We start from the raw sequence: 22,536 nt of genomic DNA, 5'->3' as shown, positions 1-22,536 counted from the left end.
TTTTATCGACGGTTAGAATTTCTTTCGCAGTCAATGAAACCAGCATTGATTTCATTGAACATTCTTTTGAATCCGAAGCAAACCGCGAACCGTCGCGACTAGCGTTTTGGGCCGCGCTTCATCGCCTCGGCGAGCGCGGCCGCAAGGGCGTTGTTGCCGGTGTCGCCCGAACCGCCCGAACCGCCGCGCGCGGACTTGTCCCCGCCCCCGTTGCGGCGTTTATCCCCGCCGTTCCCGTGCGGCTTATCCCCGCCGGCACGCCCCGGAGCCTCGCCGCGATCGGGGCGGGCGTCGCGGGCGTCGCGGGCGGCGCCGATGTCCTTTTTCATGGTGAGCGCGATGCGCTTTCGGGGAATGTCGACTTCGAGCACCGTGACGCGGACGATGTCGCCCGCCTTGACGATGGTGTGCGGGTCCTGGACGAACTTGTCGGCAAGCTGGGAGACATGGACGAGGCCGTCCTGATGGACGCCGACATCGACGAAGGCACCGAAATTCGTGACGTTGGTGACCGTGCCCTCCAGCGCCATGCCGGGCTTGAGGTCGGACAGCGTCTCGACGCCTTCCTGGAAGGTGGCGGTCTTGAACTCGGGACGCGGATCGCGGCCGGGCTTTTCCAGCTCCTTGAAGATGTCGCGAACCGTCGGCAGGCCGAACGTCTCGTCGGTGAATTCGGCCGGGTCGAGCTGCTTCAGGCTGCCTGGCTCGCGCATCAGGGTGCGGATATCGTGGCCGCACGCCTTCACGATGCGTTCGGCCACCGGATAGGCCTCGGGGTGCACCGAGGAGGCATCGAGCGGATTGTCGCCATCGGTGATGCGCAGGAAGCCCGCGCACTGTTCGAAGGCCTTGGGGCCGAGGCGGGAAACCTTCAGCAGTTGCTTGCGGTTCCTGAAGGCACCGGTGGCGTTGCGCTGGTCGACGATGGCGTTGGCGAGGCTCTCGGTCAGGCCCGAAATGCGTGACAGCAGCGCCGGCGAGGCGGTGTTGAGATCGACGCCGACGGCGTTCACCGCGTCTTCCACCACCGCATCGAGCATGCGGGCGAGCTTCGTCTGGTTGACGTCGTGCTGGTATTGGCCGACGCCGATGGCCTTGGGCTCGATCTTGACGAGTTCCGCCAGCGGATCCTGCAGGCGGCGCGCGATGGAGGCGGCACCGCGAAGCGAGACGTCGATGTCCGGCATTTCGCGCGCGGCGAGCGCGGAGGCGGAATAAACGGACGCGCCGGCCTCCGACACGGTGACCTTGGTCGGCTTCTTGCCCGGAAGCCGCTTGATCAGTTCGGCGGCCAGCTTGTCGGTCTCGCGGCTGGCGGTGCCGTTGCCGATGGCGATCAGATCGACCTTGTGGCGCATGCAGAGCGCGCCGAGCACGGCGAGTGCGCCCTCAACGTCGTTCCTCGGTTGAAAGGGATAGACGGTGGCGGTGTCGACCAGCTTGCCCGTCTCGTCGATGACCGCGACCTTGACGCCGGTGCGGATGCCGGGATCGAGGCCAAGCGTGGCGCGGGCGCCGGCGGGGGCCGCCAGCAACAGGTCCTTCAGGTTGCGGGCAAAGACGCGGATCGCCTCTTCCTCCGCACGCTCGCGCAAGCTCCCCATCAGGTCGAGATCAAGGTGCAGGGCTATCTTGACCCGCCAGGCCCAGCGCGCCGTCTCGATCAGCCATCCATCGCCCGGCCGGCCCTTGTCAGCGATGCCGAAGGCCGACGCCACCATGGTTTCGGCCGGCGAAAGCCCCTGCCCTTCCGCGGGTTCCGTATTGAGATCGAGCGAGAGGATGCCTTCGTTGCGGCCGCGGAACAGCGCCAGCGCGCGGTGGCTCGGGATATCGGCCCATTTTTCGGAATAATCGAAATAATCGGAAAACTTGGCGCCCTCCGCCTGCTTGCCGTCAACGACGCGGGAGGCGACGGTGCCGGTGCGGGCGACGTAGTCGCGAAGCTTGCCCACGAGGCTGGCGTCTTCGGAAAAACGCTCGGTCAGGATCTGGCGGGCGCCATCGAGCGCCGCCTTCACGTCCGCCACGCCCTTTTCGGCATCGACGAATTTCGCGGCCTCTGCCTGCGGATCGCGCATCGGATCGGCGAGCAGATCGTCGGCCAGCGGTTCCAGACCCGCCTCGCGGGCGATCTGCGCCTTGGTGCGGCGCTTGGGACGATAGGGCAGATAGAGATCTTCCAGCGTCGACTTGGTGTCGGCGGCGCGGATCTGGCCGGACAGTTCGGCGGTCAGCTTGCCCTGTTCATCGACCGATTTCAGGATCGCGGCGCGCCGGTCTTCCAGTTCGCGCAGGTAGACCAGCCGTTCCTCCAGCGTGCGCAACTGACCGTCATCGAGCCCGCCGGTCGCTTCCTTGCGGTAGCGCGCGACGAAGGGAACGGTGGCGCCGCCATCCAGAAGTTCCACGGAGGCCTGGACCTGTTCCGGTCTTGCTCCAATCTCGCCCGCGATACGCCGGGCGATGGTTGCGGCAATGGCGGCGGGAGCAAGGGCGGGAGCGGAATGGCTGGCGGGAGAAGCGTCGGTCATGGAGACAACAAGGACTTTCTTTCAGGGCCACGCGGAAGGCCGGCTTGAAACGGAGTGCGAAAATAGGCGCAACGGCCAGCGGTTTCCAGCGCCTCACGCGAAATGCACACAAGTGCGTGGCGATGCGATGGCAACGGCGGGGCCCGCTTCGGCGGGACGAAAGCCGCGGCGCGGCACGAGGGGTGAAGGAACGACCCTGACGCAGGGTTTTCAACTTTTTATCGTCTTCCCCCCCATTTGGGGGGTGGTCTGTTTTCACAGGAACAGTTTAGGCTCACTCATCTTCCTCCCGATTACGTGATCTGTGGCGGAAGACGACGGTCGGAAGAAAACGCGAGGCGGCCTGCACTGGCGGCCTTCGTTCATCGCTCTTCCGGCGCCTTTTGAATGGAGGTTCGACGGGTCCATCCAATCCACCCGTTATTTTCAGAACCTCTGTATCGAGAGTGTCTTCGTACTCACGCGACTTGCGACTTGAGGCCGCTGGGGGAAACCGCAGCGGCCTTCTTTACGAAAGCGCACACAACCTAGCGCAGCCGCAGGAAGCAGAAGCGTTCCACGAGCCGGACCAGCATCTTCTGGCTTCGACAGCCGGTCTTGAAGAGGACCGATTTCAGATGCTTGCGCGCGGTATCGAGGGCGATGCCGCGCCGGGCCGCATGTTCGGCGAGTTCGGTGCCTTCAATCACGGCGGCGACCACCGCCTGCTCGCTTGCCGACAGCGAGAAGAGCCCCGCGAACTGGGCGATCTCGGACTCGGCGAACGAGGGTTCGCGAGCCAGCGGCACGAAGACAACGACCAGAACGGACCCGCCCACCCCCGCGCCCTTGAGCACCGGCAGGAAGCGCACGCCGGTCTGCTCGCCATCGGGCAGGGTCAGGATGGCGGAATGATCGCCCATAAAGCCGGTCGCGTCGGGGATCTGCGGGGCGGGAGCACACAGCGCCTCCAGCGCGGAGGCAAGGCCGGCATTGAGGGCAGCGGTGGCAAAGACGAGCCGGCCGGCGACGAGCCGGAAGAGCCCCGCTCGGCTCATCGCTTCGGCCGCCTCGTTTCGGTGCACGACGCCACCGCCCGGCGAAAGAACCACAACCCCGCGACCTGAACGGCTCCACAGATCGGCGAGAGTGCGGGTCCTCAACTGTTCGTGATGAAAGGCGAGCGCGATGCGCAGGGCCTGGCGAATATTCGGGATAACGCGCCGGACAATGGCGACCTCATCCGCATCGAAAGGGTCCTCATGCCGCCGCCCGACCCCGAACCAGCTCAGGTGCCCCTCCATGCCCAATTGTGCGCCGGTGATTTCGAAGAGACGGTTGGGCTTCTGGAACTCGTTGTAGATGACACTCGACAGCCGCTCATCGTGCGTCCAGATATCCTGGTTTCTCAACAATTTGCCAACAGGAGCGGCGAGCAGGCGCGGGACGCGCAGATCATGGGGGAGAAAATCGTCCAGATATCCCTGATAGGCCTCGGGTTCGATGCCTTCGAGAAAGCCAATGGTCTCGGTACCGGCAGCCATATCGAAGGCCATCACATGGGTGGAATGGGCGCCGATCAGTTCCGCCAGGCGATTGACAGCCGGCCGCCAGAGATCCGGCTCGATCGCCGCCTCGTAAAAACCTGTCACGACCCTGTCGAGCCGCTCGGAATCAATGCCCATTTTGCCCCGCCCCGCCTCGCATTGTCCCAGCCCCAAGCCGTCCCAGCCCCAAGCCGTCCGGGCCACGAGTCGTCCGGGGCCACAAGGTGTTCCGGTCCGGAAATCGCTCACCCCTCGCGCGCATCGCCCGCCGAGCGAAACGGGAGAGAACCGCCGAAACGCCTTACGTAATCTTACCCGGGTCCGCACAAGAACGTAATCGTATTTGTCCGTAGAAGCGCCAGGCGCCTGCCCCGGAGAGGAACCGAACGCCGGCATCGCGCGTTGAAATCCCGCCGCATGCACAGCTATATCGGTTGCGCGTTGCCACTGTCTTCGGGGTCGGCGGACGTTTCCCGGGCGCACAGGTTGCGGCCTCAGGTTTCAGGCAAGCCTGGGCAGGCAAGGGTCATACGGAAAGACAATCGGAAAAGGACTGTCGCGATGATGCGGATGTCCATGAACAAAAACTGGACCATAGTGAGCGCGTAAGCAGGACACCGACATGATTCGCAAGACGTTTTTCTCCGGAACCGGCCCGAATGCCGGGGCGGACGCCTGCGAGGGCGCGCCGGATTCGCAGGGACACCCGGATTCGCAGGGACACGATGAACGCGCAACGGGCGCGGTTGTGATGAGCAGAAGGGCGCTCGTCGCCGGTCTGGCGCTGTCGCTGGCCGGCTGCGCGTCTTCGCAGCGCATTCGGCAGTCGCCGCCGCAGATCGGCGATCCCAGGTTCAATGCCGCGCATGACCCCGGCTACCGTCAGATGTACGGCGCCATGTACGATGAGGGCTTTCCCGTGCCCCCCATCGACTTGCGGGTGATCCCGTCGCAGTACCTGCGCCAGTTCGTGGACTATCCCGTGGCGCAGCACGCCGGCACGATCATCGTCGATCCGCAGGCGCGCTTTCTCTATCTGGTCTACGGCAACGGCAAGGCGATGCGCTATGGCGTGGGTGTCGGCCGGGAGGGCTTCGGCTGGGCTGGCACGGCCGAGATCAAGCGCAAGGAGAAGTGGCCGACCTGGACGCCGCCCAAGGAGATGGTGGAACGCGACCCGAAGGTGGCGCCCTACAAGAACGGCATGCCCGGCGGGCTCGGCAATCCGCTTGGTGCCCGCGCGCTCTATCTCTTCCAGGGCAACAAGGACACGCTCTATCGCATCCACGGCACGAACGAGCCCAGAAGCATCGGCAAGGCGGTGTCTTCGGGCTGCATCCGGCTGCTGAACCAGGACATCATCGATCTCTACGACCGGGTGCCGCTGGGCTCGCCCGTGGTGGTGCTGAACGACGCCAATGCGGCGATCGCGATGTAGGAACATGCGGGCGCGACGGCGGCCCCCCGCAGGCGGACGCCGTCATACCTTCTGTCATCCCGCGGATTCACCCAAGACAATTTTTATTTCTATTGAATAGTTTCATTTTATTCGGTCATTCAGACCACAGCACCGATAATACCCAAATAATTTTCACCCACTGGCATCGACTATCATTTCGGATATATTACTTCTATACAACGTAGCATCATGTGAGGCTGCGCGGTTCAAACCGAACGAAAACTGTGATATCAGCCTGCGAAGGCTTGCTACACGGAGCTTCACCTCGGCCGCCTTCGCGCCGGAGGATTGAAGTTCTTTGACCCTGCACGCGGATATCGCCGTGCGGGACTTCCCGTGCCGTCCTGAAAAGCCATGGATGCCCGGCGCGCCATTGCGGCCCGCACCGCCGGGTATCGGCCGCCTTCGCGCGCAACGATCGCCCGTGACCGGCACATGCGCAGACAGGCGCGAGAGAGGAAGTCCCTCGACGAGGAGGACATTCGGCGCGGGCTCGCCGGCCGCGCGCCATCGCAATGTCGTCAAACACAAGGCAAACAAACAACAAGGGATCCGATCATGCGCGACGTCGTCATCGAAGACATCAACGAGACCAGAGCCAATCTGGATCACATCAACAACCACGAGGACCCGCGGGAATTCTTCCGCGTGCTCCAGCCGCTGGGCTATCGCCTGCCCGATGCCGCCAAGCCCGTGTTCGACAAGGTGATCGACCGGCTGGCCGCGCGCCGGGGCACACCGGTGAACCTGCTGGACCTGGGCGCCTCCTACGGTATCGATGCCGCGATCCTGAAGTACGATCTCTCGGTGGGCGAGCTTTACAGCCACTGGTCGCAGAGCCATCTGGAACGCACCGAACCGGCCGAGATCATCAGTCTCGACCACCGCTTCTTCGCGGCGCTGCGCAAGAAGCGCGACATCACGGTGACCGGCATCGACATGGCGCCCAAGGCGATCGAGTTCGCGCTGAAGGCCGGCCTGCTGGATGCGGGCTTCGCGGCGAACCTGGAAGCCGAAGCCCTGCCGGCGGCGGGGCGCGAGGCGCTGGCCGATATCGATCTGGTGATCACCACGGGCTGCGTCGGCAAGGTGACGGCACGCAGCTTCGAGCGCCTGCTGCCGGCCATGACCAAGGCGGAAAAGCCCTGGTTCGCCAACTTCGTGCTGCGCACCGTCGCCTTCGACGATGTGGCCGCGAAGCTCGCCGAGCACGGCTATGTGACGGAAAAGCTGGAGGACACCTCGTTCATCCAGCGCCGCTTCGCCGATCGCGGCGAACGCGAAGAGGTGATGGCCGCGCTGGAGGCCCGCGCCCTGAATCCGCTGCCGCTTGAGGAAAAGGGGCTGATGGTGGCCGAGTTCTTCCTTTCCCGCCCGCGCGATGAGGCAGAGGCGATGCCGCTCGAAACGCTCATGGCCCGCTGAGGCCCGTCGGCGTCATACAGGCCGAACAGACAAGGGCCGCGCCCCGGTGTCGGGACGCGGCCCTCTTGTTGCGCCGGCAGAACTTGCCGCAAGGGGAACAAGCGCCGCGCGGCCGCGTTGGCTTTTCGTGAAAGCGCGAAAAGGAGGAACGACATGGCCGAGCGCAACGACGACCGGCAGATCGACAAACGTCCGCAGGATGCCCGGCAGGGTGAAAAGGGCCGCCCGATGCTGCTGGTGCTGACCATCGGCATCGTCGGACTGGTCATCGCCTACGCCCTCGTCGGCTGGATCAACAGCGACAACGACACCGTTTCGCTTTCCGTGATCGACGAGAAGGCGCAGAGCACCCCACAGCCCGCTCCGGCGGATCAGACGTCCGACCAGACCACCGGCACGGCGGGCGGGAAACGGGACGAATGACGCAGGGTCCTTGCCGGGATCCGTCCAAGGCGGACGCCCGCCGGCCGAGATCATTCGCGCAACGTCGCGACCTTGCCCGGCCGACTGGCGTTTGCAGACCAGGATGCACCAAACGCGCGGGCGCCCAGCGTGCGCGACAAGAGCTTTCAGCAATTTGGCCTTCGTGGAAGAACCGTACGATCAGGAACGGACCGGGCGCTCCGCGCGTTGACGACACATAGCCAGAACAGCACAAGGGAGACGCCGGCATGGCCACGAAACCGCAACGCGCCCGGGACATTACCGAGGACGACCTCGCCCAGGACCGCATGGGTCGCAACAGTCTTCAGGGCAACGATCAGCAGAATGTGCGCAACCAGCGCCAGGACCAGCCCGACGCCCGGCAGGAAACGGATGGCGTGGTGGAGAGCTTTGAAAAGCTGGACAAGGACGTGCGCGCCCGGCGCGACCTGAACAAGGGCATCAAGGACGGCAAGTCGTAACGCCTCGCGCGGGGCGCGACCGCCTCTGCCGCACTCATGTCAGCTTGAGGCAACAACCCGCCAGCATTGAGGCGGGTTGTTGCGTTTCACGGCGTGCTATTTCGGATTGCCGGGCAGGGTCTTCGGCTTGATGACGGGCGTGCGTCCGACCTTGGGAGCCGGCTGGACGAGACCATCCGCAGTGCGCGGCGCCGGTTTCAGCACGCCGTCGCAATCGTCCAGGGTCGTGGAAAGCGAGCGATCGTTCGCCGCGCCCTTGTCGGCGTGCGGGCTGACCGTGCAGGGGCTCTCGGCGTTCGGCTTTTCCGTCTTTTGCGGCCGCTCGGTCGGCGTGGGCTGCGCTGAGGCGGCAAAGACGGCGACCACAAGCGGCATCGCGAGGAGAAAAACGGCGCCCGCACGCTTTCCTCTCTCCCCTCGCCTTTCAACCATGCCGTTTCGACTGGAGCACAAGCGTTGCATCGTTCCTCCTTTTCGCCGCCCGCAGGGTCCGCGAGCCGGGTCGCACCCGTGCGGATCGGCTCAGGCAGTGGCGGCAATCGCACTAATGACGATGGCGAGAGTCATCACGATCAAGGCCCCGACGAGGCTCACTGTTTTCCACTCGTCCCAATGGCGGGCCTTGCGGTGCCACGCCCGCCCGCGCCTATCGGGGCCGTTGCGGGTGGCGAACTTTTCAAGGCACGGCTCCTCGCCAACGGACCCGGTGTTTTCTGCTCCGGCCGGCTGCGAACCGCGACCATGCGGCTTGTGTGTCCTCTCACCTGCCATCAAGGTAGAACGCGACATCCGGACATACGTTCCGTGCAACGACAGAAGGAACCGGCGCGCAGGCTTCGGTTCGCCTGAACGTTCGGACAACATGTCTGCTTTTCAAGGGATAAACGAAGCAGCCGCGCGTTGCGTCCGCCCGGGCGCGAGGTGCCCGGGCCCGCCTGCATCCGGCGTTAATCAGCGTCGGCGCCGGGGCGCCGGGGCCACCGTCACATCGAGCAGACGGCTGCAACGCCCATATCGGTGATGGCGATGCTGCCATCCTTCATTTCCAGGAATTGCAACGAGCACAGATCCTCGACCGCGCTCTTGAGCGAATCCTCGTCATAAGCGGGAAGCGCCGCCTTCAGCGCGGCCATCGGCACGAATTCGCAGCCAGAAGGCAGTTCGTGACGCGAAATCTTCTCCAGAAGTTCAAATTCGCAATCGGTCATCATCATCGGCACACTCCATATGCTCATCATGATCAATGGCGACCGCGGGACGCGGGCCACAGGTCCGCTCGTCCGCCTTGCCAAGGTTTTCCGGCTCCGGCTTCGTCGCCCACAATTCAGGACGGCCAGTCAGCCTGTGCGCCAACATCTTGCGGTCAGGACCGTTCGGTCCCGGCCTTTTCGTCCTCCGCCTTTTTCCAGGAAGTGCCGCAGAACGGGACCCCTGGCGGGAAGGCTGCGTTGGTCGCGGTTAACACAATGGCAAGAATGAGGCGCGTGGCGAAGAGGCCATCCGGCCACGGTGTCCTTTTGTCGCGGATCGCAGGATTGCGCGCCTTTTGCGCATATGGGCGGACGCACAACAGAGCTCAGAGGGTGCTGCGCAGACCGGGAGCGGGATGCGATGCGGGGGCCGGCGGAGCACGCAGAGGACGAACGGGGAGAACGGTCGCGGCCATGAGATCGCGTCGCACGAAACCGGACGCGAGCTGGCGGCTGGCGACATCCACGCTGCCGGCGAAGCACTGGTAGCGAATTTTTCCCATCGGATAGAAGATCGCGCCGCAATCGACACCCACAGGCCCCACCAGGCGCTGGAGAGCGGTCCGTGCCATCTGCGTGCAGCGCCCCCGATTGAGGAAGCTGTCGAGGCAGAAATCACCGCGCGGCCTCGGCCGGATGAAGGCAAGGGCCAGCGCCCCCCCGGCACCGCGCAGGGTGTCGCCATCGTCCGCTTCCACCGGCGCGGCGAGCGTGACGTTCGCCACGAAGCGCGAAAAGGGCGGCGTGGCCGGCGCGAACGCAGACGCCGTGCCCCACCCCGTGCCCTGCCCCGCAACATCGGCCCGCCGGCCGGCACTCCGCGCCACGGGGGGAGAACTGGCGGACGCTCGCACGGCGGCAGGCGCCGTCTCTCCTTCCCCGCCAAGAAACGCCGAGACCTTGTCGTGAAACAGCAGCGACCCGCCGACGAACACGCCCATGGTCACGACCAGCAGCGCATAGACGACGATCGCCCGATCCACGCCCCCGGCCCGGGCGCGGGAAACAGCCCGGCCGATGGCACGATGTGCGAGAAGGCGAACGCGGCGCGGGTTGAAATCGAAGCGGAGTGGGGGCACGAACAGGGTACTTCGGGCGCGATGGATCGAGCGCGGCGGCGCTGGCTGGTTGCGGAGAGACGGACGAGCCTCTACAGCATCAAGGCTGCGAGGGCGTCCGCACACGACGATTTCGAATCGGTTCCTTCCGGCACGACCGACAGACACATGCGTAGAGGGTTTTTCGAGCCATGATCCATCCTTGCATCCTGTCCGGCGGATCCGGGTCGCGACTGTGGCCGCTTTCGCGCAAGGCGTACCCGAAACAGTTCCTGAAAATCTTCGGCGACGAAAGCCTCTTTCAAAAGACCTGCCGCCGGGTGGCGGCGGAGGGTTTTTCCGCGCCGCTCGTCATTTCCAACCAGGACCATCGGTTTCTTTGCGGCGAACAGATGGCGGAGGCCGGCCTTGCCGGTGGCCGTATCGTGCTCGAGCCGCAGGGCCGCAATACCGCGGCACCGGCGGCCGTCGCAACGCTTCTGGTGGAGGAGAACGACCCGGACGGGCTGATCCTGATGCTGCCGTCGGACCATCTCATCACCGACGAGGCGGCTTTTCTGGCCGCGGTGAAGGCGGGCGAGACCGCCGCCGCGCAAGGGCGGATCGTCACCTTCGGCATTCGCCCCAGCGAGCCCAATACCGGTTACGGCTATATCCATCTGGGCGAGGCCGGCGCGGAGGCGGTGCGCGACGTGCGGGCATTCGTGGAAAAGCCCGACCTGGACCGCGCGCAAGGCTATCTCGCCGATGGTGGCTATGTCTGGAACGCGGGGATATTCCTGTTTTCCGCGCGAACCATGAAGGCCGCCTTCGAGGCGCACGCGCCGGACATCCTCAAGGGCGCACGCGCCGCGCTTGACGGGGCCGCCGCCGATCTCGATTTCCTGCGGCTGGAGGCTACGGCCTTTGCCGAGATCGAGAACATCTCCTTCGACTACGCGATCATGGAGCGGGCGGCGAACGTCGCCTGCGTGCCGATGGATCCGGGCTGGAGCGATCTGGGCTCGTGGTCGGCGGTGCGCGAGGTGTTTCCCGCCGATGAGAACGGCAACGCGGCTCTGGGCGATGCGCTGTTTTTCGACACACGCGACAGCTTCGTCTATTCGGCCGACGCGAGCGTGGCCGTGCTCGGGCTTTCCGACGTGCTCGTCGTCAACACCCGCGATGCGCTGCTGGTCGCGCACAAGGACAAGGCGCAGGACGTCAAGAAGATCGTGGAACGGCTGGAGGCGGAAAACCGCAGAGAGGCGATCGAGCACAAGCGGGTCTACCGGCCGTGGGGCTGGTATGAGGGCCTGAGCGACGGCGCGCGCTTCCAGGTCAAGTGCATCATGGTGAAGCCGGGCGCGCAGCTTTCGCTGCAAAGCCATGTGCACAGGGCCGAGCACTGGGTGGTGGTTTCAGGCACGGCGGAGGTGACCATCGACGGCGAGGTGCGGCTCGTTTCGGAAAACCAGTCCGCCTACATCCCGCTCGCCGCCCGCCACCGGCTCGCCAACCCCGGCAAGATCCCGACCACGCTGATCGAAGTGCAGTCCGGCTCCTATCTCGGAGAGGACGACATCATCCGCTACGAGGACATCTACGGCCGCGAGGGCACGAACTAGGGCGCTTCCCCGAGGGCACGAACCAGGGCACGGCCCGACCTGAAATTCTCCAGGCCGGGACGGCAGGGAACGCGGGCCGGGTCGCCTTCAGGCCCACGCCGAGCGGTGACGCCCTTTCGCACAGGCGCGAACGGCGAACGCCGCCGTTCTCCGGCACGTTCGCGCATCGTGCGAGCGGACGCCGCGACGAGGGTCACGCAACGGAGGCGGAGGCCTCGCGCACTTTCCGCGTCGCGTCGTCGATCTCGGCGGTGGCGTTCGAAATCGCGCGCATGTTGCTCGTCAGCGTCTCCACGCCTTCGGAGGCGCTTTGCATGTTTCGCGAGATCTCGCTGGTCACGGCGGACTGTTCTTCCACTCCGGAGGAGATCGCGGTCGAGATGTCGCTGATCTGAGCGATGATCGACATGATCGCCTCGATGGCGAGAACCGCCTCCTCGGTGGTCGACTGGACCGACTCAATCTGCTTGGAAATATCCTCCGTCGCCTTGCTGGTCTGCGAGGCGAGGCTCTTCACCTCGGAGGCGACGACGGCGAAGCCCTTGCCGGCCTCGCCCGCGCGCGCCGCCTCGATGGTCGCGTTCAGCGCCAGAAGGTTGGTCTGGTTGGCGATGTTGTCGATCAGCTCGATGACATTTCCGATCGTCTTGGCATCCTCGGAAAGGCCGGACATGATCCGGCTCGACTTGCCAGCCTCATCGACCGCGCGCTGCGAGATATCCAGAGCGGTTTTCACCTGGCGGCTGATTTCCTGGATGGAGGCGACCAGTTCCTCGGTGGCGGCCGCCACGGTCTGGACGTTGTCGGCCGTCTGCGAGGAGGTTTCGGCCGAACTCGTCGCCTGGTCCGCCGTACGCGATACGGCCCCGGCGATCTCGTTCAGATCCACGTCGATGCCGCGCTGGACGTCGAGCCGCCGGTGGCGCTCGGTCACCCGCACGGTGATGTCGGTGGCGAATTTCACAACCTTGTAGGGGTGCCCGTCGGCATCGAAGATCGGGTTGTAGGATGCCTGGATCCAGACATCGTTGCCGGCCTTGCCGATGCGGCGATATTCGGCGGTCTGGAACTTGCCCTGGCGCAAGTCGTTCCAGAAGCGGCGATATTCCTCGCTTGCGCGGTATTCCGCGTCCACGAACATGCTGTGATCGCGGCCCTTCACCTCTTCCAGGGTGTAGCCGAGTGCCTTGAGGAAGTTCTCGTTCGCCGTGATGATGGTGCCGTCGGTCTCGAACTCGATCATCGCCTGCGAGCGGTCGAGCGCATCGAGCTTCGCCTTGTATTCGTGATTGAGCAGCCGGGTGGTCGCGTCCTGCCATTCGACGACGGTGCCCAGGCGCTTTCCGTTCCGGACAAGGGGATTGAGGGTCAGATCGTACGCATGCTGCTCGATCCTGATCGTCACGCGTTGCGTCTGGTTCAGCTTGGCCAGCATGTCGCCCTTGAGCGCCGGATCGGCGTGCAGACAATCGAGTGAACGACCGACAAGCTTGTCCGCATTGAACCCCGGATCGGTCGCGCGGATTTCGTCCTGCACCGCGTGCAGGAGCTTTCTCGCCGACGGATTGAGATGCGCAATCTTGTGACTGGTATCGGTTATCATGACCGGTGCGGACAACATATCGACCGCGCAGGTCAGCAGGCTTTCATTCGACGGTTTCAAGAAGTTCGCCATTCAGCTCACCTAAACTCCAAGCTGCGATTCCGACTTTCTGTCTATATGGGCTAAATATTAATATTTCTCTTAATACGTACTAATATATACGACTACATGTTCGTTATTACATAGCAACATACATGAATAACTTCTTATTTTTACTTATATATTAAGATCTGTTATGCAAATTACATATTCTATTTACGATATCGGCCATCCAGAAGCACAAATTCATATTTGAATTCGTCTTGCACGCCGATGGAAATGGGGGGGGCGTTCCTGGAACGGATCAATCCGGCCCCTGGAGCGACGATAGCGCCCGGCGTCTTGCGGGCCGGTTTCGGAGGGCGCGTCAGGGAAGAGGGAACTGTTGAAAAAGAAGGATGGCTGGGGCGGCAGGATTCGAACCTGCGAATGGCGGCACCAAAAGCCGCTGCCTTACCACTTGGCGACGCCCCAACATGCGGCCGCCGGCCGCGGCCCTTCGTATAGCGACTCGCCGTGCCCCCCGCAAGCCGATGAAGCCGCCCCGGTACGCACGACGCAACTTGTCCCCCGTTGCATCCGGCAAGACCGCCGTCGTGAGGGCACAAACCGCAGCCACGCCGGCCCCGGTGCGCACAGGGCGCGCGAAGCGCGGCGCCGAACGGCGCAAAGCCATTCTGCCGACGGCATTTTTCGCGGTTGCGCGAGGGTACGAAGGAAACAGTGGAAAAAGGCATAACTCGTCGCTTGCGGGGGCGGTACGAGGACGCTATAAGACCGCGTCTGACAGGGGACGTGGCCGCGCCGGTTTCTACCGCAAGTGGTCGATCTCTCTGGAACAAGGCATGTCGGAGTGTAGCGCAGCCTGGTAGCGCACCTCGTTCGGGACGAGGGGGTCGCAGGTTCAAATCCTGCCACTCCGACCAATATTTTCAATGGCTTACCAGGGCCATTTCGGGCGACGACCAGAACGTCCGACAGTTTACCCGACAGATAACAGAAAGCGCTGGGAACCGCTGGTTTACGGTCGCGAGGTGACTTTGGGACCAACGTCTCGGACATCAGTCGGGCCATCCCCTTGTTTTTGACCAAATGCCTTTGGCACCTTCTTTTCGCCCCGTCATATCCGACAGGGCGTTGCAGGCCTGTCGGTCCCGACGGGTAGGCGGGCAACGCATCTTGGTTAGACTACGCGATCTTTGCGATACATCACGTAGCCGGTCGCGCCTTTCGCGTCGGCAAGCGGGTGAAAACCAGGCTGCGGACTCAACTTGGCATCCACCTTTCGACAACTGTCGCATAGACATTCCACGCTCATGATCGGGCTACCGTGAACCCTCGGGCGAGCATGTCCACAAGCAAGTGTTCGCCAGTTCCGCAAATGACATAGAAGCGTTCGGAAGCGGTCATGGAGAACGGCGCGCTCAATGGCAGCGGTTTCATCATAGCCCTCCAAAACCGGACAGTCCGCTTGCGACGGCCATTACGGACGCTTGAAGGTTATTCAAATGTGCCATAAAGCGGTCGCGCTACGAGCGTGTCAGAGAAACGCGCGATGACACCGTTGGTTTCCGATCAGTCTGGAACGCAGGAAATTGAGCAGTTGAAAACGATCCAAACTGACCGTCTGGCTATCAGGAATTTCCGTGCAGGTGATGCGGAGGCCTTGTTCGCTTATCTGCGGGAGCCTACCGCGAGTTGCTTCTTCTCGCTAAAACTCGCCGATCTGGCGGCAGCCGAAAGTGAGGTCTTGAAACGCGCTGGCGACGACGAGTATGTCGCCGTCTGTCTGCAAGAATCAGGTCAGCTCATAGGCGACCTGTTCATCCATCCGGATGCCGCTTGGCCAGATGATCCAGAAAAACCTCAACAGCCTGACACGGTTTCTGTGGGCTGGAATTTCAATCCACTGTTCAGTGGCAAGGGCTATGCGTTCGAAGCGGCACAGGCCTTGTGTTCCGAGTTATTCACTCATCAAAGTAAAAGGCGCATCTACGCGTATGTTGAGGACCACAACGCCTCGTCGCGCCGGCTTTGCGAAAAGCTTGGCATGCGAGTGGAAGGCCTATTCCTGGAATATGTGGCGTTCCAAAACGACAGCGCCGGGAATCCAATCTACGAAAACACCATGCAGTACGCCATTCTGCAGCATGAATGGAATCGACGTTAAACCACCCGCGGCGGCTGTTTCAGCGTGATCGCAGGCAAAAGCCGGCAGTCCGCTTTCCACCCCGGACCGGACATCCTATCTGATTTGGGAGGGTGACAGCTTCTGGAGAATTCATGCGCAGCCCGAACGACCGAAATGAGGGCGCGAAGCGGTCATTACCTCAATGCCTTGTGAATGACCGCTCCGGGCCGAAACCTACCACCGCCCGGATCTGCATGAATGTCCGCTTCGGCGATATGTTGCTTGAAAGCCGACAGCCCCCTCCCTGCCCCGAAGCATAACGGCAGCTCAGCGCCGCCATTTCAGCCATATAGCGGCTCGTGCCCAGATTTCGGAACCGGACATCTGCTCGTTGCCGGACAAACGACCGAGGTGCGGACAAAGCCGGATTTCGTCGCGCCCGCGTTCCGCTGTCGCGACGCCGGATCGAGGGCCCCGAGCTCATGGCGCGCTCAATCCTGGGCCGTGGGCCGGATGACGATGCTGCCGACCTCCACGTCCGAAGGTTGCTCGATCGCATAGAGGATGCCGCGCGCGACCGCCTCGGGCGAAATCGCGATATCCCCCAGCCGCTCCGCGATCGACTGCCTCGTCGACGGCTCGGTGATACTGTCTGCGAAATTGGTGGAGATCATCCCCGGCGATATTTCGGTCACCCGCAGGTTCGCTCCCGCTTCCTGCCTCAGTGCCTCCGTCGCCGTTCGGACCGCGTTCTTGGTGGCGGCGTAGACCCCCATCGTCGGCACGATCTTGATGCCGGCCGTCGAGACGACGTTGATGACGTGTCCATGTTTCTGGCGCGCAAAGACCGGCAGCGCGGCGGCGATGCCGTAGAGCGTGCCACGCAGATTGACGTCGATCATCGCATCCCAATCCTCGACGCGCAGCGCATCGAAGCGGGAGATCGGACCGATCCCCGCATTGTTGATGATGACGTCGAGACGGTCGAAGCGTTCGGTGGCGGTGGACACAAGCGCCTCCAGATCGCCCCGCCGGCGTACGTCCGTGGCCTTGAAGGCGGCTCGGCCGCCGGCGGCGGCAATTTCCTCCGCCAGCGCTTCGAGCACCGGCTCTCTGCGGGCGCCGAGCACGACAAGCGCCCCGCGTTCGGCAAGCAGTTTCGCCGTCGCCCGGCCGATGCCGCTGCTTGCGCCGGTTATGGCGACAACCTTTCCTTCGATCGTCATGAAACCTCTCCCTCATCGATGGTTGTTTCCCGTGAGACGGACATATACGAGGAAGGGGAGATGAACGACGCTAGGGAGTCTCTAAAATTGTCGCGATCGTCCAGCTCCCCACTCGACCCCCTGTCGAATGTGCTCGATGTCCTTGGCGCGCGGGTAACGCGGCAAACCCGGATAGAGGCGGCAGGCCAATGGGCACTGTCCTTTCCCGGTATTGACCGCCTCAAGTTCGTGGCACTGTTGCGGGGTGAATCGTGGTTGCTGATCCCGGGACATGCGCCGCAGCCGATGCAGGCGGGGGATGTCTGTCTGATCGGGCGCACGGAATACGCCGTAGCGAGCGACCCGGCGCTGACCCCCATCGATGGTCGCAGCCTCTATGACGGCCCCGGCCGCGATGTCGCCCGTATAAACGGGGATGAAACGATCGGGATCGGCGGGACCGTCTCCTTCTCAGGGGCGAACGCCGATTTTCTTCTGGGCATGCTGCCGGATTGCATGATCGTGCCGCGGCGCTCCTCGACATCCGGCGCGATTGCGACGGTACTCACGCTCATGTCGAACGAGATCGAGCGTGACACGATAGGGCATGAAATCGTGAGCGCTCGCCTTGCCGATGTTCTGCTGGTGGAGGCAATCCGCGCCTATGTCAGCCATGTCGGGCCCACCGAGATGGGGTGGCTCGGCGCGCTGCTCGACCCTCGGATCGGACGCGCCCTGCGCGCCCTGCACGGAGACGTCGCCCATCCGTGGACCGTGGCCGAGCTGGCAGGCGTCGCCGGTATGTCGCGGGCAGCCTTTGCAGCGGAATTCACTCACCGCATCGGCCTGCCCCCCCTTTCGTATCTGCGCTCGTGGCGTCTCACCATCGCGCGAACGGCTCTCATGCACGGAGATGCGACCGTGGCCGACATCGCAAACACGGTCGGCTACCGATCGCAAAGCGCTTTCAGCCAAGCGTTCCGTCGCACTTTCGGGACATCTCCGAAAGACGATGCAGGATCGAAGACCGGTGTCACATCATCATGGCAATTTGAGGCGCGATAGGCTCCGTTCACCTGGAGAGCGGCTGCCAAGGGCCCGGAGCCGACCGTCGCCGCCATTTCTCACCAAAGCCTGCGGTGTGCGCCCGCGGCCCGCTCAACCGGAAAGCCGTGTGCAGATGAGAGACAGCCGCGCGCTCCAAAGCAAAAAACCCCGGCGCCATCAGCACCGGGGTTCCTTGTCTGCTTCAGGAATCACTCGAATAGATGATATGTCAGCCGACTTTTATTAAATAATATTATAAATCTCGTCAAAATGACGCACGCTTCTCAAGATATATATATATCTTGTTATCGTTATTTGTGGAAGGTGCAGAATTTATATTTATGAAATCGCTAATATCATTTAGATAATTGGTATAATCATTTGTTCATGTCTAAATTTATCTCTCTTTTCTGAATATTTCCGAATGCGATGATCTGATTTTTACTATTTCTTGCGCGACCACCGGAAGCACGACCATTCACTGATCGGTAGATCGACGAATGACAGCCTCAAACAACTTTCATGATCACCCGGTGCCATGATCGGAAATCGCTCATTTCAATTCCCGATACGGTTTCCGCCCCTTGCAGCAAGCGAGTACAGGACAACGCCGGAAAAAACAGGCGCATTGTCTCATTTTTTCCGCCAACCGTGGCTTTTCCGCACCACGCGGCATTCGCGTCCGCCTCCAAATTCGCGATGCCTCAATGTTCCTATCCTCGTGCCACGTGCGCCGGTCATCCGCGCGCCTGGCTCTGTCACGCGCGTGGCAAAGAGGCCTGCACCGCTGCCAGCAGGAATTCGTCCTGATAGTGTCCGGCAGCAAAGGAGAGGCCGACCGGGCATTCCTCGACTGTCAGCAAGGGGGCCGAGATTTCCGGCAGGCGCCCGACCCCGGAGAACGCGGTGAGGGTCATTGTGGGATCGTAGAACGCCATCACCGCTTCGAGCGTGTTCAGCGAACCTTTCAGCGGTGCGATGACCGGGGTGGTCGGGAAGCAAATGACCGTGCCGGGCGGCAGCGCCGCGTTGATCCGCTCGAAAAGCCGTTCGCAGCGCACCACGCTCTCAAGTGCCGCGATCCGGTCGAAATCGCGCACGTTGCCGTAGGCCATGGAGAAGGTGAAGCCGAGTTCGGGCTGGACGGTCTCGATCCAGTTGCCGACCGTGCTCTGGAATTCCGCCGTTTGCAGATCGCGAAGCGCCTTCAGGTTGCAATCGCTCAGCGGTATGTCCTCCCCGATGAGCTGCGCGAAGCGGATCGGTTCCGGCACGAGGCCCGATCGCGACGCAATGGCTTTCAGCGCCGCGTGAACCTGCTCCTGTACCGCCATATCGGAGATCTCCACCGCGTCGCTCAGCACCAGCAGTCGCTGCAACGCTACGGCCGGTCTGGGGCCGCTGCGCAGCAACACGCGCGCCGCCGCATCGAGATGCTCAAACCGCGCCGCCAGAACGCCGACTGTGCTGACACCGGGCATGAAGGGCAGCACTCCGGCTTCGGAGATCCGGTGCAGGGACGGGCGCATCCCCCAGATCCCGCACAGGCTCGCAGGAACGCGCACGGAGCCGCCTGAATCGGTACCGATCGAGAAATCCGCCAACCCGTTGGCAACGGAGGCAGCGGAACCACTCGACGAGCCGCCGGGGATGCGGTCCGGTGCCCTGGCGTTGCAGGGCGTGCCGAAAAACTGGCTTTCGCCGTCGAGGCTGTAAGTGAACTCGTCCGCGATGGCCTTGCCCACGCAGCGTGCCCCTGCCGCGAGCAACTGATCGACACAAAGCGCATTGTGTGTGGGGGCGGGGTGAGCATCCCGCCACGCGGGGCTGCCGTAGGAGGTACGGTGGCCGGCGATGTCGATGTTGTCCTTGACCGTGAACCGCGTCCCGTCGAGCGGGCCGTTCTTCACAGGGGGAATGTCAAGGTATTCAACGAGCGCGCCGAAAGGATCGGGAGAAGAGCTTTGGGTCATGACGCACTGGGATACTCCCGCAGATCCAACGTGCCAAGCCGCGGCGGTTGTGCGGCGCACCCAGCCGGACAGACAGGCCACTTCCTGTCATTTATGACAGGGCACGGAAATCGCGTGACCAATCCCGGTGAAGCCCGCGCTGTCGCGTTGGCCGCGGCTCTGGCGGTCGATGAAATGCTGGTCGTCGAGCTGCACGCTTGGAAGACCGGATCTAAGACGAAGAGCGGCATCCGAAAATTGATGATCTTTCGCATACGGCAGCCCCCTCACCCCGCTCTCGGTGGCAGCCCCCCTGCCCCGGTCTTTTGGTCGGGACCCGAAGCGCGACAACCTGGTCAGCAGGTGCAAAGAGCAGCTTTAATTGCGCAGATTCTGTCCAACGGACACAAGAGCACCTCAGCGCTTTGTGCTCTGCCGGTAGCGAGCGGGAGACGTGCCGACAAGCTTTGAAAAGACCCTTGTGAAATGGCTTTGGTCCGAAAAACCGCAAGCCAGGGCGATTTCGGAAATCGGCATGCTCATCTGAAGCAGTTCACGCGCACGCTTGACCCGATACTCGGTCAGCCATTGATGCGGCGTGCGGCCGAAACTGCGCTGAAAGGCCTTGATGAAATAGCTGCGGGACAAGCCACATGCCTCCGCCAGCGATGAAATGGAAAAGGGCTCGTCGAGGTGTTCGACGATATAGTCGATGACGCGCTTTTCCTGCCAGCCCGCAAGAGACCCCTTCGCCTGCGAACTGAAGCTCAGTTCCCCGTATTCCTGAACGAGGTGCGTGAAGATCGCCAGCTTCATCTGCTCGAGAAACAGGGGATGGGCGTCTTGCGGGTTTTCCAGGGCGGGCAGCAATGCCTGGCACAGGCCCAGCATGACCTGGTCGCACGTGCCTTGCTGAGGCAACAGGCCGTTGAAATCCCGCCGGCCGACGCCATCGACGAAACGCCGCAAGCTTGCAAACGGAACAAGGAAGCGGACGTTGTCAAAGGTGGAGAGATGGTGGCACTGCCACCTCAGGCGCATGTCCGTTATCGACAGAGTGGCCGCATCGTGGCCGCCCTCGAAGTACAGCTGTCGCTCACGCCAAAGCTTGTGATGATCGAAACGACGGAGCTGCACGATGATGCCGAACGCATCGCAAACCGGCGTTTCCGGTGCCTTTTCGGTCGACGATCCATCGTGGCGGGTCCGTTGAACCGCGATGCCCGCAAGGTCGAGCGAGGCGATATCCGGCCTGGGCAGGCTATCACGCGGGACAGGTTCACTCGGGAGCCGTGGATCCATCGTTCAATCCCTAGCCTCACCGCGGGCCTCGAGGCACCGCATGTTCCAAAGATGCAATTCATAATGCCAAACGTCAGATCCACCTAGTGGATAGACTTATCGAAACGAAACGTTCCCTTCCGTTTCGATAAGTCTATCCATGGAACTCAGTGCATTAGTGGTGCGCCTCCAGCCACACAAGCGAGCCGTGCCGATCGCCGATGCCCCGCATCGGGTCACGCCTCACCAATCACCGTCGTCACCATTCACCGTCATCGCCGCCGGACGCCCTTTCGCGGCTTTCTCCGCAACGCCTCCTCCAGCTTCCCGGGCTGAGGCTGAAGGCACGCGAAAAGGCGCGCGTGAAATGGCTCTGATCCGAAAAGCCGCATTCGACCGCGATTTCCCGCAGGGGCTTGACCGTGTGGCGCAGCAGATCGCAGGCCTTGTCGATCCGGTGCTGCTGGAGCCACTGATGCGGCGTCTTGCCCGTGCTGTCGCGAAATGCCGTGATGAAAAGACCGGTCGGCACGTTGCAGGCTTGCGCGAGCTCCGCGATGGAGAGCGCGCCTGAAGGCGCCGCGGCGATCATGTCCTTGGCGCGCTGGACACGGGCGGCGGAAAGCCTCTCGGACCGGAACTGCGGCGTCGCCGGGCTGTCCGAATAGTATTGCAGCAGGTGAATGCTGATGGCCGTCGCGATCTGATCGACAAACAGGGCGTTGCTCTTTTTTCCCTCCTCATGCGCGCAGAACAATGCCTTCATCAAGGAAGCGACCACGGGGTCATTGTCCTTCAGGCCGATCCGGAGACTGCCTCCGGTGCTGAACCCGGTCAGTTCGGCGGCACGCGCCAATCCCTGGTCCGGCATTTCCAGGAGACTGAAGTCGAAGGCACCGGAAAAATCCGCCTTGTAGTCTTCACAGAAGCTGCGCGTGTAGACGGTGTTGGCGCAATAGTGCTGCTCCGTCCGCCGCTTGCCGTCAAACACGGTTCTCTTGTGGCCGCCGGAACCGGAAACGCCGATCAGGAAGCCACGGTTGCTGGCCGGCGAAACGACCTGGCTCAGGTCCGGCGAGGCGGACATCTTGCGATGGAACTTCATGTGACCGGAGGTGATGAGCAAGTCCGCATCAAGCCTAGACAGGGAGCAGCCCAGATTATCGTGTGTTTTGGTGGAGTTCATCAGCTGAGCATCCATACTTCGCCACCCCCAGGAACTCACGTCGGACAGTGATTTTCGCGCCTTAGCGATAACGGGCAATTCAACTCGGTAATGCGAAACCTGAATGACGGCGTTGCCGCCGTCTTGTCGAATAGTCGCATTTTTTGTCTCGCACGCGTCAAAATCGCGCGGCCGGAGCACACTCTATCTTGAGTGGCGTTCAGGATCTGAATCGGCAAAAAAGGAACAAAACAAACAAGAATGTGCGGCCGGTTCGGCTAAACTCTACCGCAGCCTCGCGGCATTGCGATGCCTGCTCGGGTTTCTTGAAACCCGTATGGGCGGCCCC

General features: G+C 62.7%; 18 protein-coding genes and 2 tRNA genes. 8 read left to right on the top strand and 12 right to left on the bottom strand.

Going from position 1 to position 22,536, the window contains the following annotated elements; translation table 11 throughout:
• Positions 1-98 precede the first annotated feature (98 nt).
• Together C8N35_RS21255 and C8N35_RS21250 are read right to left on the bottom strand one after the other, a co-directional pair.
• Positions 99-2,534, bottom strand: a complete 2,436-nt coding sequence (locus tag C8N35_RS21255) for a Tex family protein (RefSeq protein WP_107991748.1) — start codon at positions 2,532-2,534, stop codon at positions 99-101.
• A gap of 527 nt (positions 2,535-3,061) precedes the next feature.
• Positions 3,062-4,198, bottom strand: coding sequence for a helix-turn-helix transcriptional regulator (locus C8N35_RS21250; protein WP_107991747.1), 1,137 nt, complete (start codon positions 4,196-4,198; stop codon positions 3,062-3,064).
• Between the two features lie 613 nt (positions 4,199-4,811).
• Between C8N35_RS21250 and C8N35_RS21245 the strand changes: the two genes are divergently transcribed.
• The 4 genes from C8N35_RS21245 to C8N35_RS21230 all read left to right on the top strand — a co-directional run bounded on the left by C8N35_RS21245 (position 4,812) and on the right by C8N35_RS21230 (position 7,849).
• Entirely contained in the window at positions 4,812-5,498 is a 687-nt protein-coding gene (locus C8N35_RS21245; protein WP_107991827.1) for a L,D-transpeptidase, read from the top strand.
• A gap of 579 nt (positions 5,499-6,077) precedes the next feature.
• Entirely contained in the window at positions 6,078-6,944 is an 867-nt protein-coding gene (locus C8N35_RS21240; protein WP_146177454.1) for a hypothetical protein, read from the top strand.
• 153 nt (positions 6,945-7,097) lie between these two features.
• Positions 7,098-7,367, top strand: coding sequence for a hypothetical protein (locus C8N35_RS21235; RefSeq protein WP_107991745.1), 270 nt, complete (start codon positions 7,098-7,100; stop codon positions 7,365-7,367).
• A gap of 248 nt (positions 7,368-7,615) precedes the next feature.
• Positions 7,616-7,849 carry a hypothetical protein gene (locus tag C8N35_RS21230; RefSeq protein WP_107991744.1) on the top strand — a complete coding sequence of 78 codons (234 nt, stop codon included), beginning with the start codon at positions 7,616-7,618 and terminating at the stop codon, positions 7,847-7,849.
• 96 nt (positions 7,850-7,945) lie between these two features.
• Here the strand turns inward: C8N35_RS21230 and C8N35_RS21225 are convergent, their stop codons facing one another.
• The 4 genes from C8N35_RS21225 to C8N35_RS21210 form a co-directional block, all read right to left on the bottom strand.
• Positions 7,946-8,281, bottom strand: a complete 336-nt coding sequence (locus tag C8N35_RS21225) for a hypothetical protein (protein WP_146177453.1) — start codon at positions 8,279-8,281, stop codon at positions 7,946-7,948.
• 90 nt (positions 8,282-8,371) lie between these two features.
• Positions 8,372-8,638 (bottom strand): hypothetical protein, encoded by a 267-nt coding sequence (locus C8N35_RS21220; protein WP_146177452.1) that lies wholly within the window; start codon positions 8,636-8,638, stop codon positions 8,372-8,374.
• Between the two features lie 194 nt (positions 8,639-8,832).
• Complete coding sequence (locus C8N35_RS21215) at positions 8,833-9,063, bottom strand: hypothetical protein (RefSeq protein ID WP_107991741.1); 231 nt, start codon at positions 9,061-9,063, stop codon at positions 8,833-8,835.
• A gap of 362 nt (positions 9,064-9,425) precedes the next feature.
• Positions 9,426-10,178 carry a hypothetical protein gene (locus C8N35_RS21210; protein WP_146177451.1) on the bottom strand — a complete coding sequence of 251 codons (753 nt, stop codon included), beginning with the start codon at positions 10,176-10,178 and terminating at the stop codon, positions 9,426-9,428.
• Between the two features lie 170 nt (positions 10,179-10,348).
• Between C8N35_RS21210 and C8N35_RS21200 the strand changes: the two genes are divergently transcribed.
• Positions 10,349-11,764 carry a mannose-1-phosphate guanylyltransferase/mannose-6-phosphate isomerase gene (locus tag C8N35_RS21200; protein WP_107991738.1) on the top strand — a complete coding sequence of 472 codons (1,416 nt, stop codon included), beginning with the start codon at positions 10,349-10,351 and terminating at the stop codon, positions 11,762-11,764.
• Positions 11,765-11,957: 193 nt separating this feature from the next.
• Here C8N35_RS21200 and C8N35_RS21195 read toward each other — a convergent pair whose 3' ends face one another.
• Together C8N35_RS21195 and C8N35_RS21190 are read right to left on the bottom strand one after the other, a co-directional pair.
• On the bottom strand, positions 11,958-13,439 hold the full coding sequence (locus C8N35_RS21195) for a methyl-accepting chemotaxis protein (protein ID WP_210203636.1): 1,482 nt from the start codon (positions 13,437-13,439) through the stop codon (positions 11,958-11,960).
• A gap of 366 nt (positions 13,440-13,805) precedes the next feature.
• Positions 13,806-13,880, bottom strand: a tRNA-Gln gene (locus C8N35_RS21190).
• 375 nt (positions 13,881-14,255) lie between these two features.
• On the opposite strand from C8N35_RS21190, the gene C8N35_RS21185 reads away from it, so the two are divergent.
• Positions 14,256-14,332 (top strand) — tRNA-Pro (locus C8N35_RS21185).
• Between the two features lie 629 nt (positions 14,333-14,961).
• Complete coding sequence (locus tag C8N35_RS21180) at positions 14,962-15,576, top strand: GNAT family N-acetyltransferase (RefSeq protein ID WP_342753518.1); 615 nt, start codon at positions 14,962-14,964, stop codon at positions 15,574-15,576.
• A 452-nt stretch (positions 15,577-16,028) separates the two neighbouring features.
• Here the strand turns inward: C8N35_RS21180 and C8N35_RS21175 are convergent, their stop codons facing one another.
• On the bottom strand, positions 16,029-16,763 hold the full coding sequence (locus C8N35_RS21175; RefSeq protein WP_107991737.1) for an SDR family oxidoreductase: 735 nt from the start codon (positions 16,761-16,763) through the stop codon (positions 16,029-16,031).
• An 87-nt stretch (positions 16,764-16,850) separates the two neighbouring features.
• On the opposite strand from C8N35_RS21175, the gene C8N35_RS21170 reads away from it, so the two are divergent.
• Positions 16,851-17,807, top strand: a complete 957-nt coding sequence (locus C8N35_RS21170; protein WP_107991824.1) for an AraC family transcriptional regulator — start codon at positions 16,851-16,853, stop codon at positions 17,805-17,807.
• Between the two features lie 740 nt (positions 17,808-18,547).
• On the opposite strand, the gene C8N35_RS21165 is transcribed toward C8N35_RS21170, so the two are convergent.
• The 3 genes from C8N35_RS21165 to C8N35_RS21155 form a co-directional block, all read right to left on the bottom strand.
• Positions 18,548-19,762 (bottom strand): amidase family protein, encoded by a 1,215-nt coding sequence (locus tag C8N35_RS21165; RefSeq protein WP_107991736.1) that lies wholly within the window; start codon positions 19,760-19,762, stop codon positions 18,548-18,550.
• Positions 19,763-20,158: 396 nt separating this feature from the next.
• A complete protein-coding gene (locus tag C8N35_RS21160; RefSeq protein WP_107991735.1) occupies positions 20,159-21,043 on the bottom strand; it encodes an AraC family transcriptional regulator in 885 nt (294 codons plus the stop codon).
• 238 nt (positions 21,044-21,281) lie between these two features.
• Positions 21,282-22,208 carry a helix-turn-helix domain-containing protein gene (locus C8N35_RS21155; protein WP_170122206.1) on the bottom strand — a complete coding sequence of 309 codons (927 nt, stop codon included), beginning with the start codon at positions 22,206-22,208 and terminating at the stop codon, positions 21,282-21,284.
• Positions 22,209-22,536: the final 328 nt, after the last annotated feature.

Origin of the sequence: Breoghania corrubedonensis (assembly GCF_003053845.1) — a bacterium.
In the GTDB taxonomy this organism is placed as follows: Bacteria; Pseudomonadota; Alphaproteobacteria; order Rhizobiales; family Stappiaceae; genus Breoghania; species Breoghania corrubedonensis.
The sequence above is the reverse complement of the archived record's forward strand: the minus strand, read 5'-3'. Positions and strand labels throughout refer to the sequence as shown.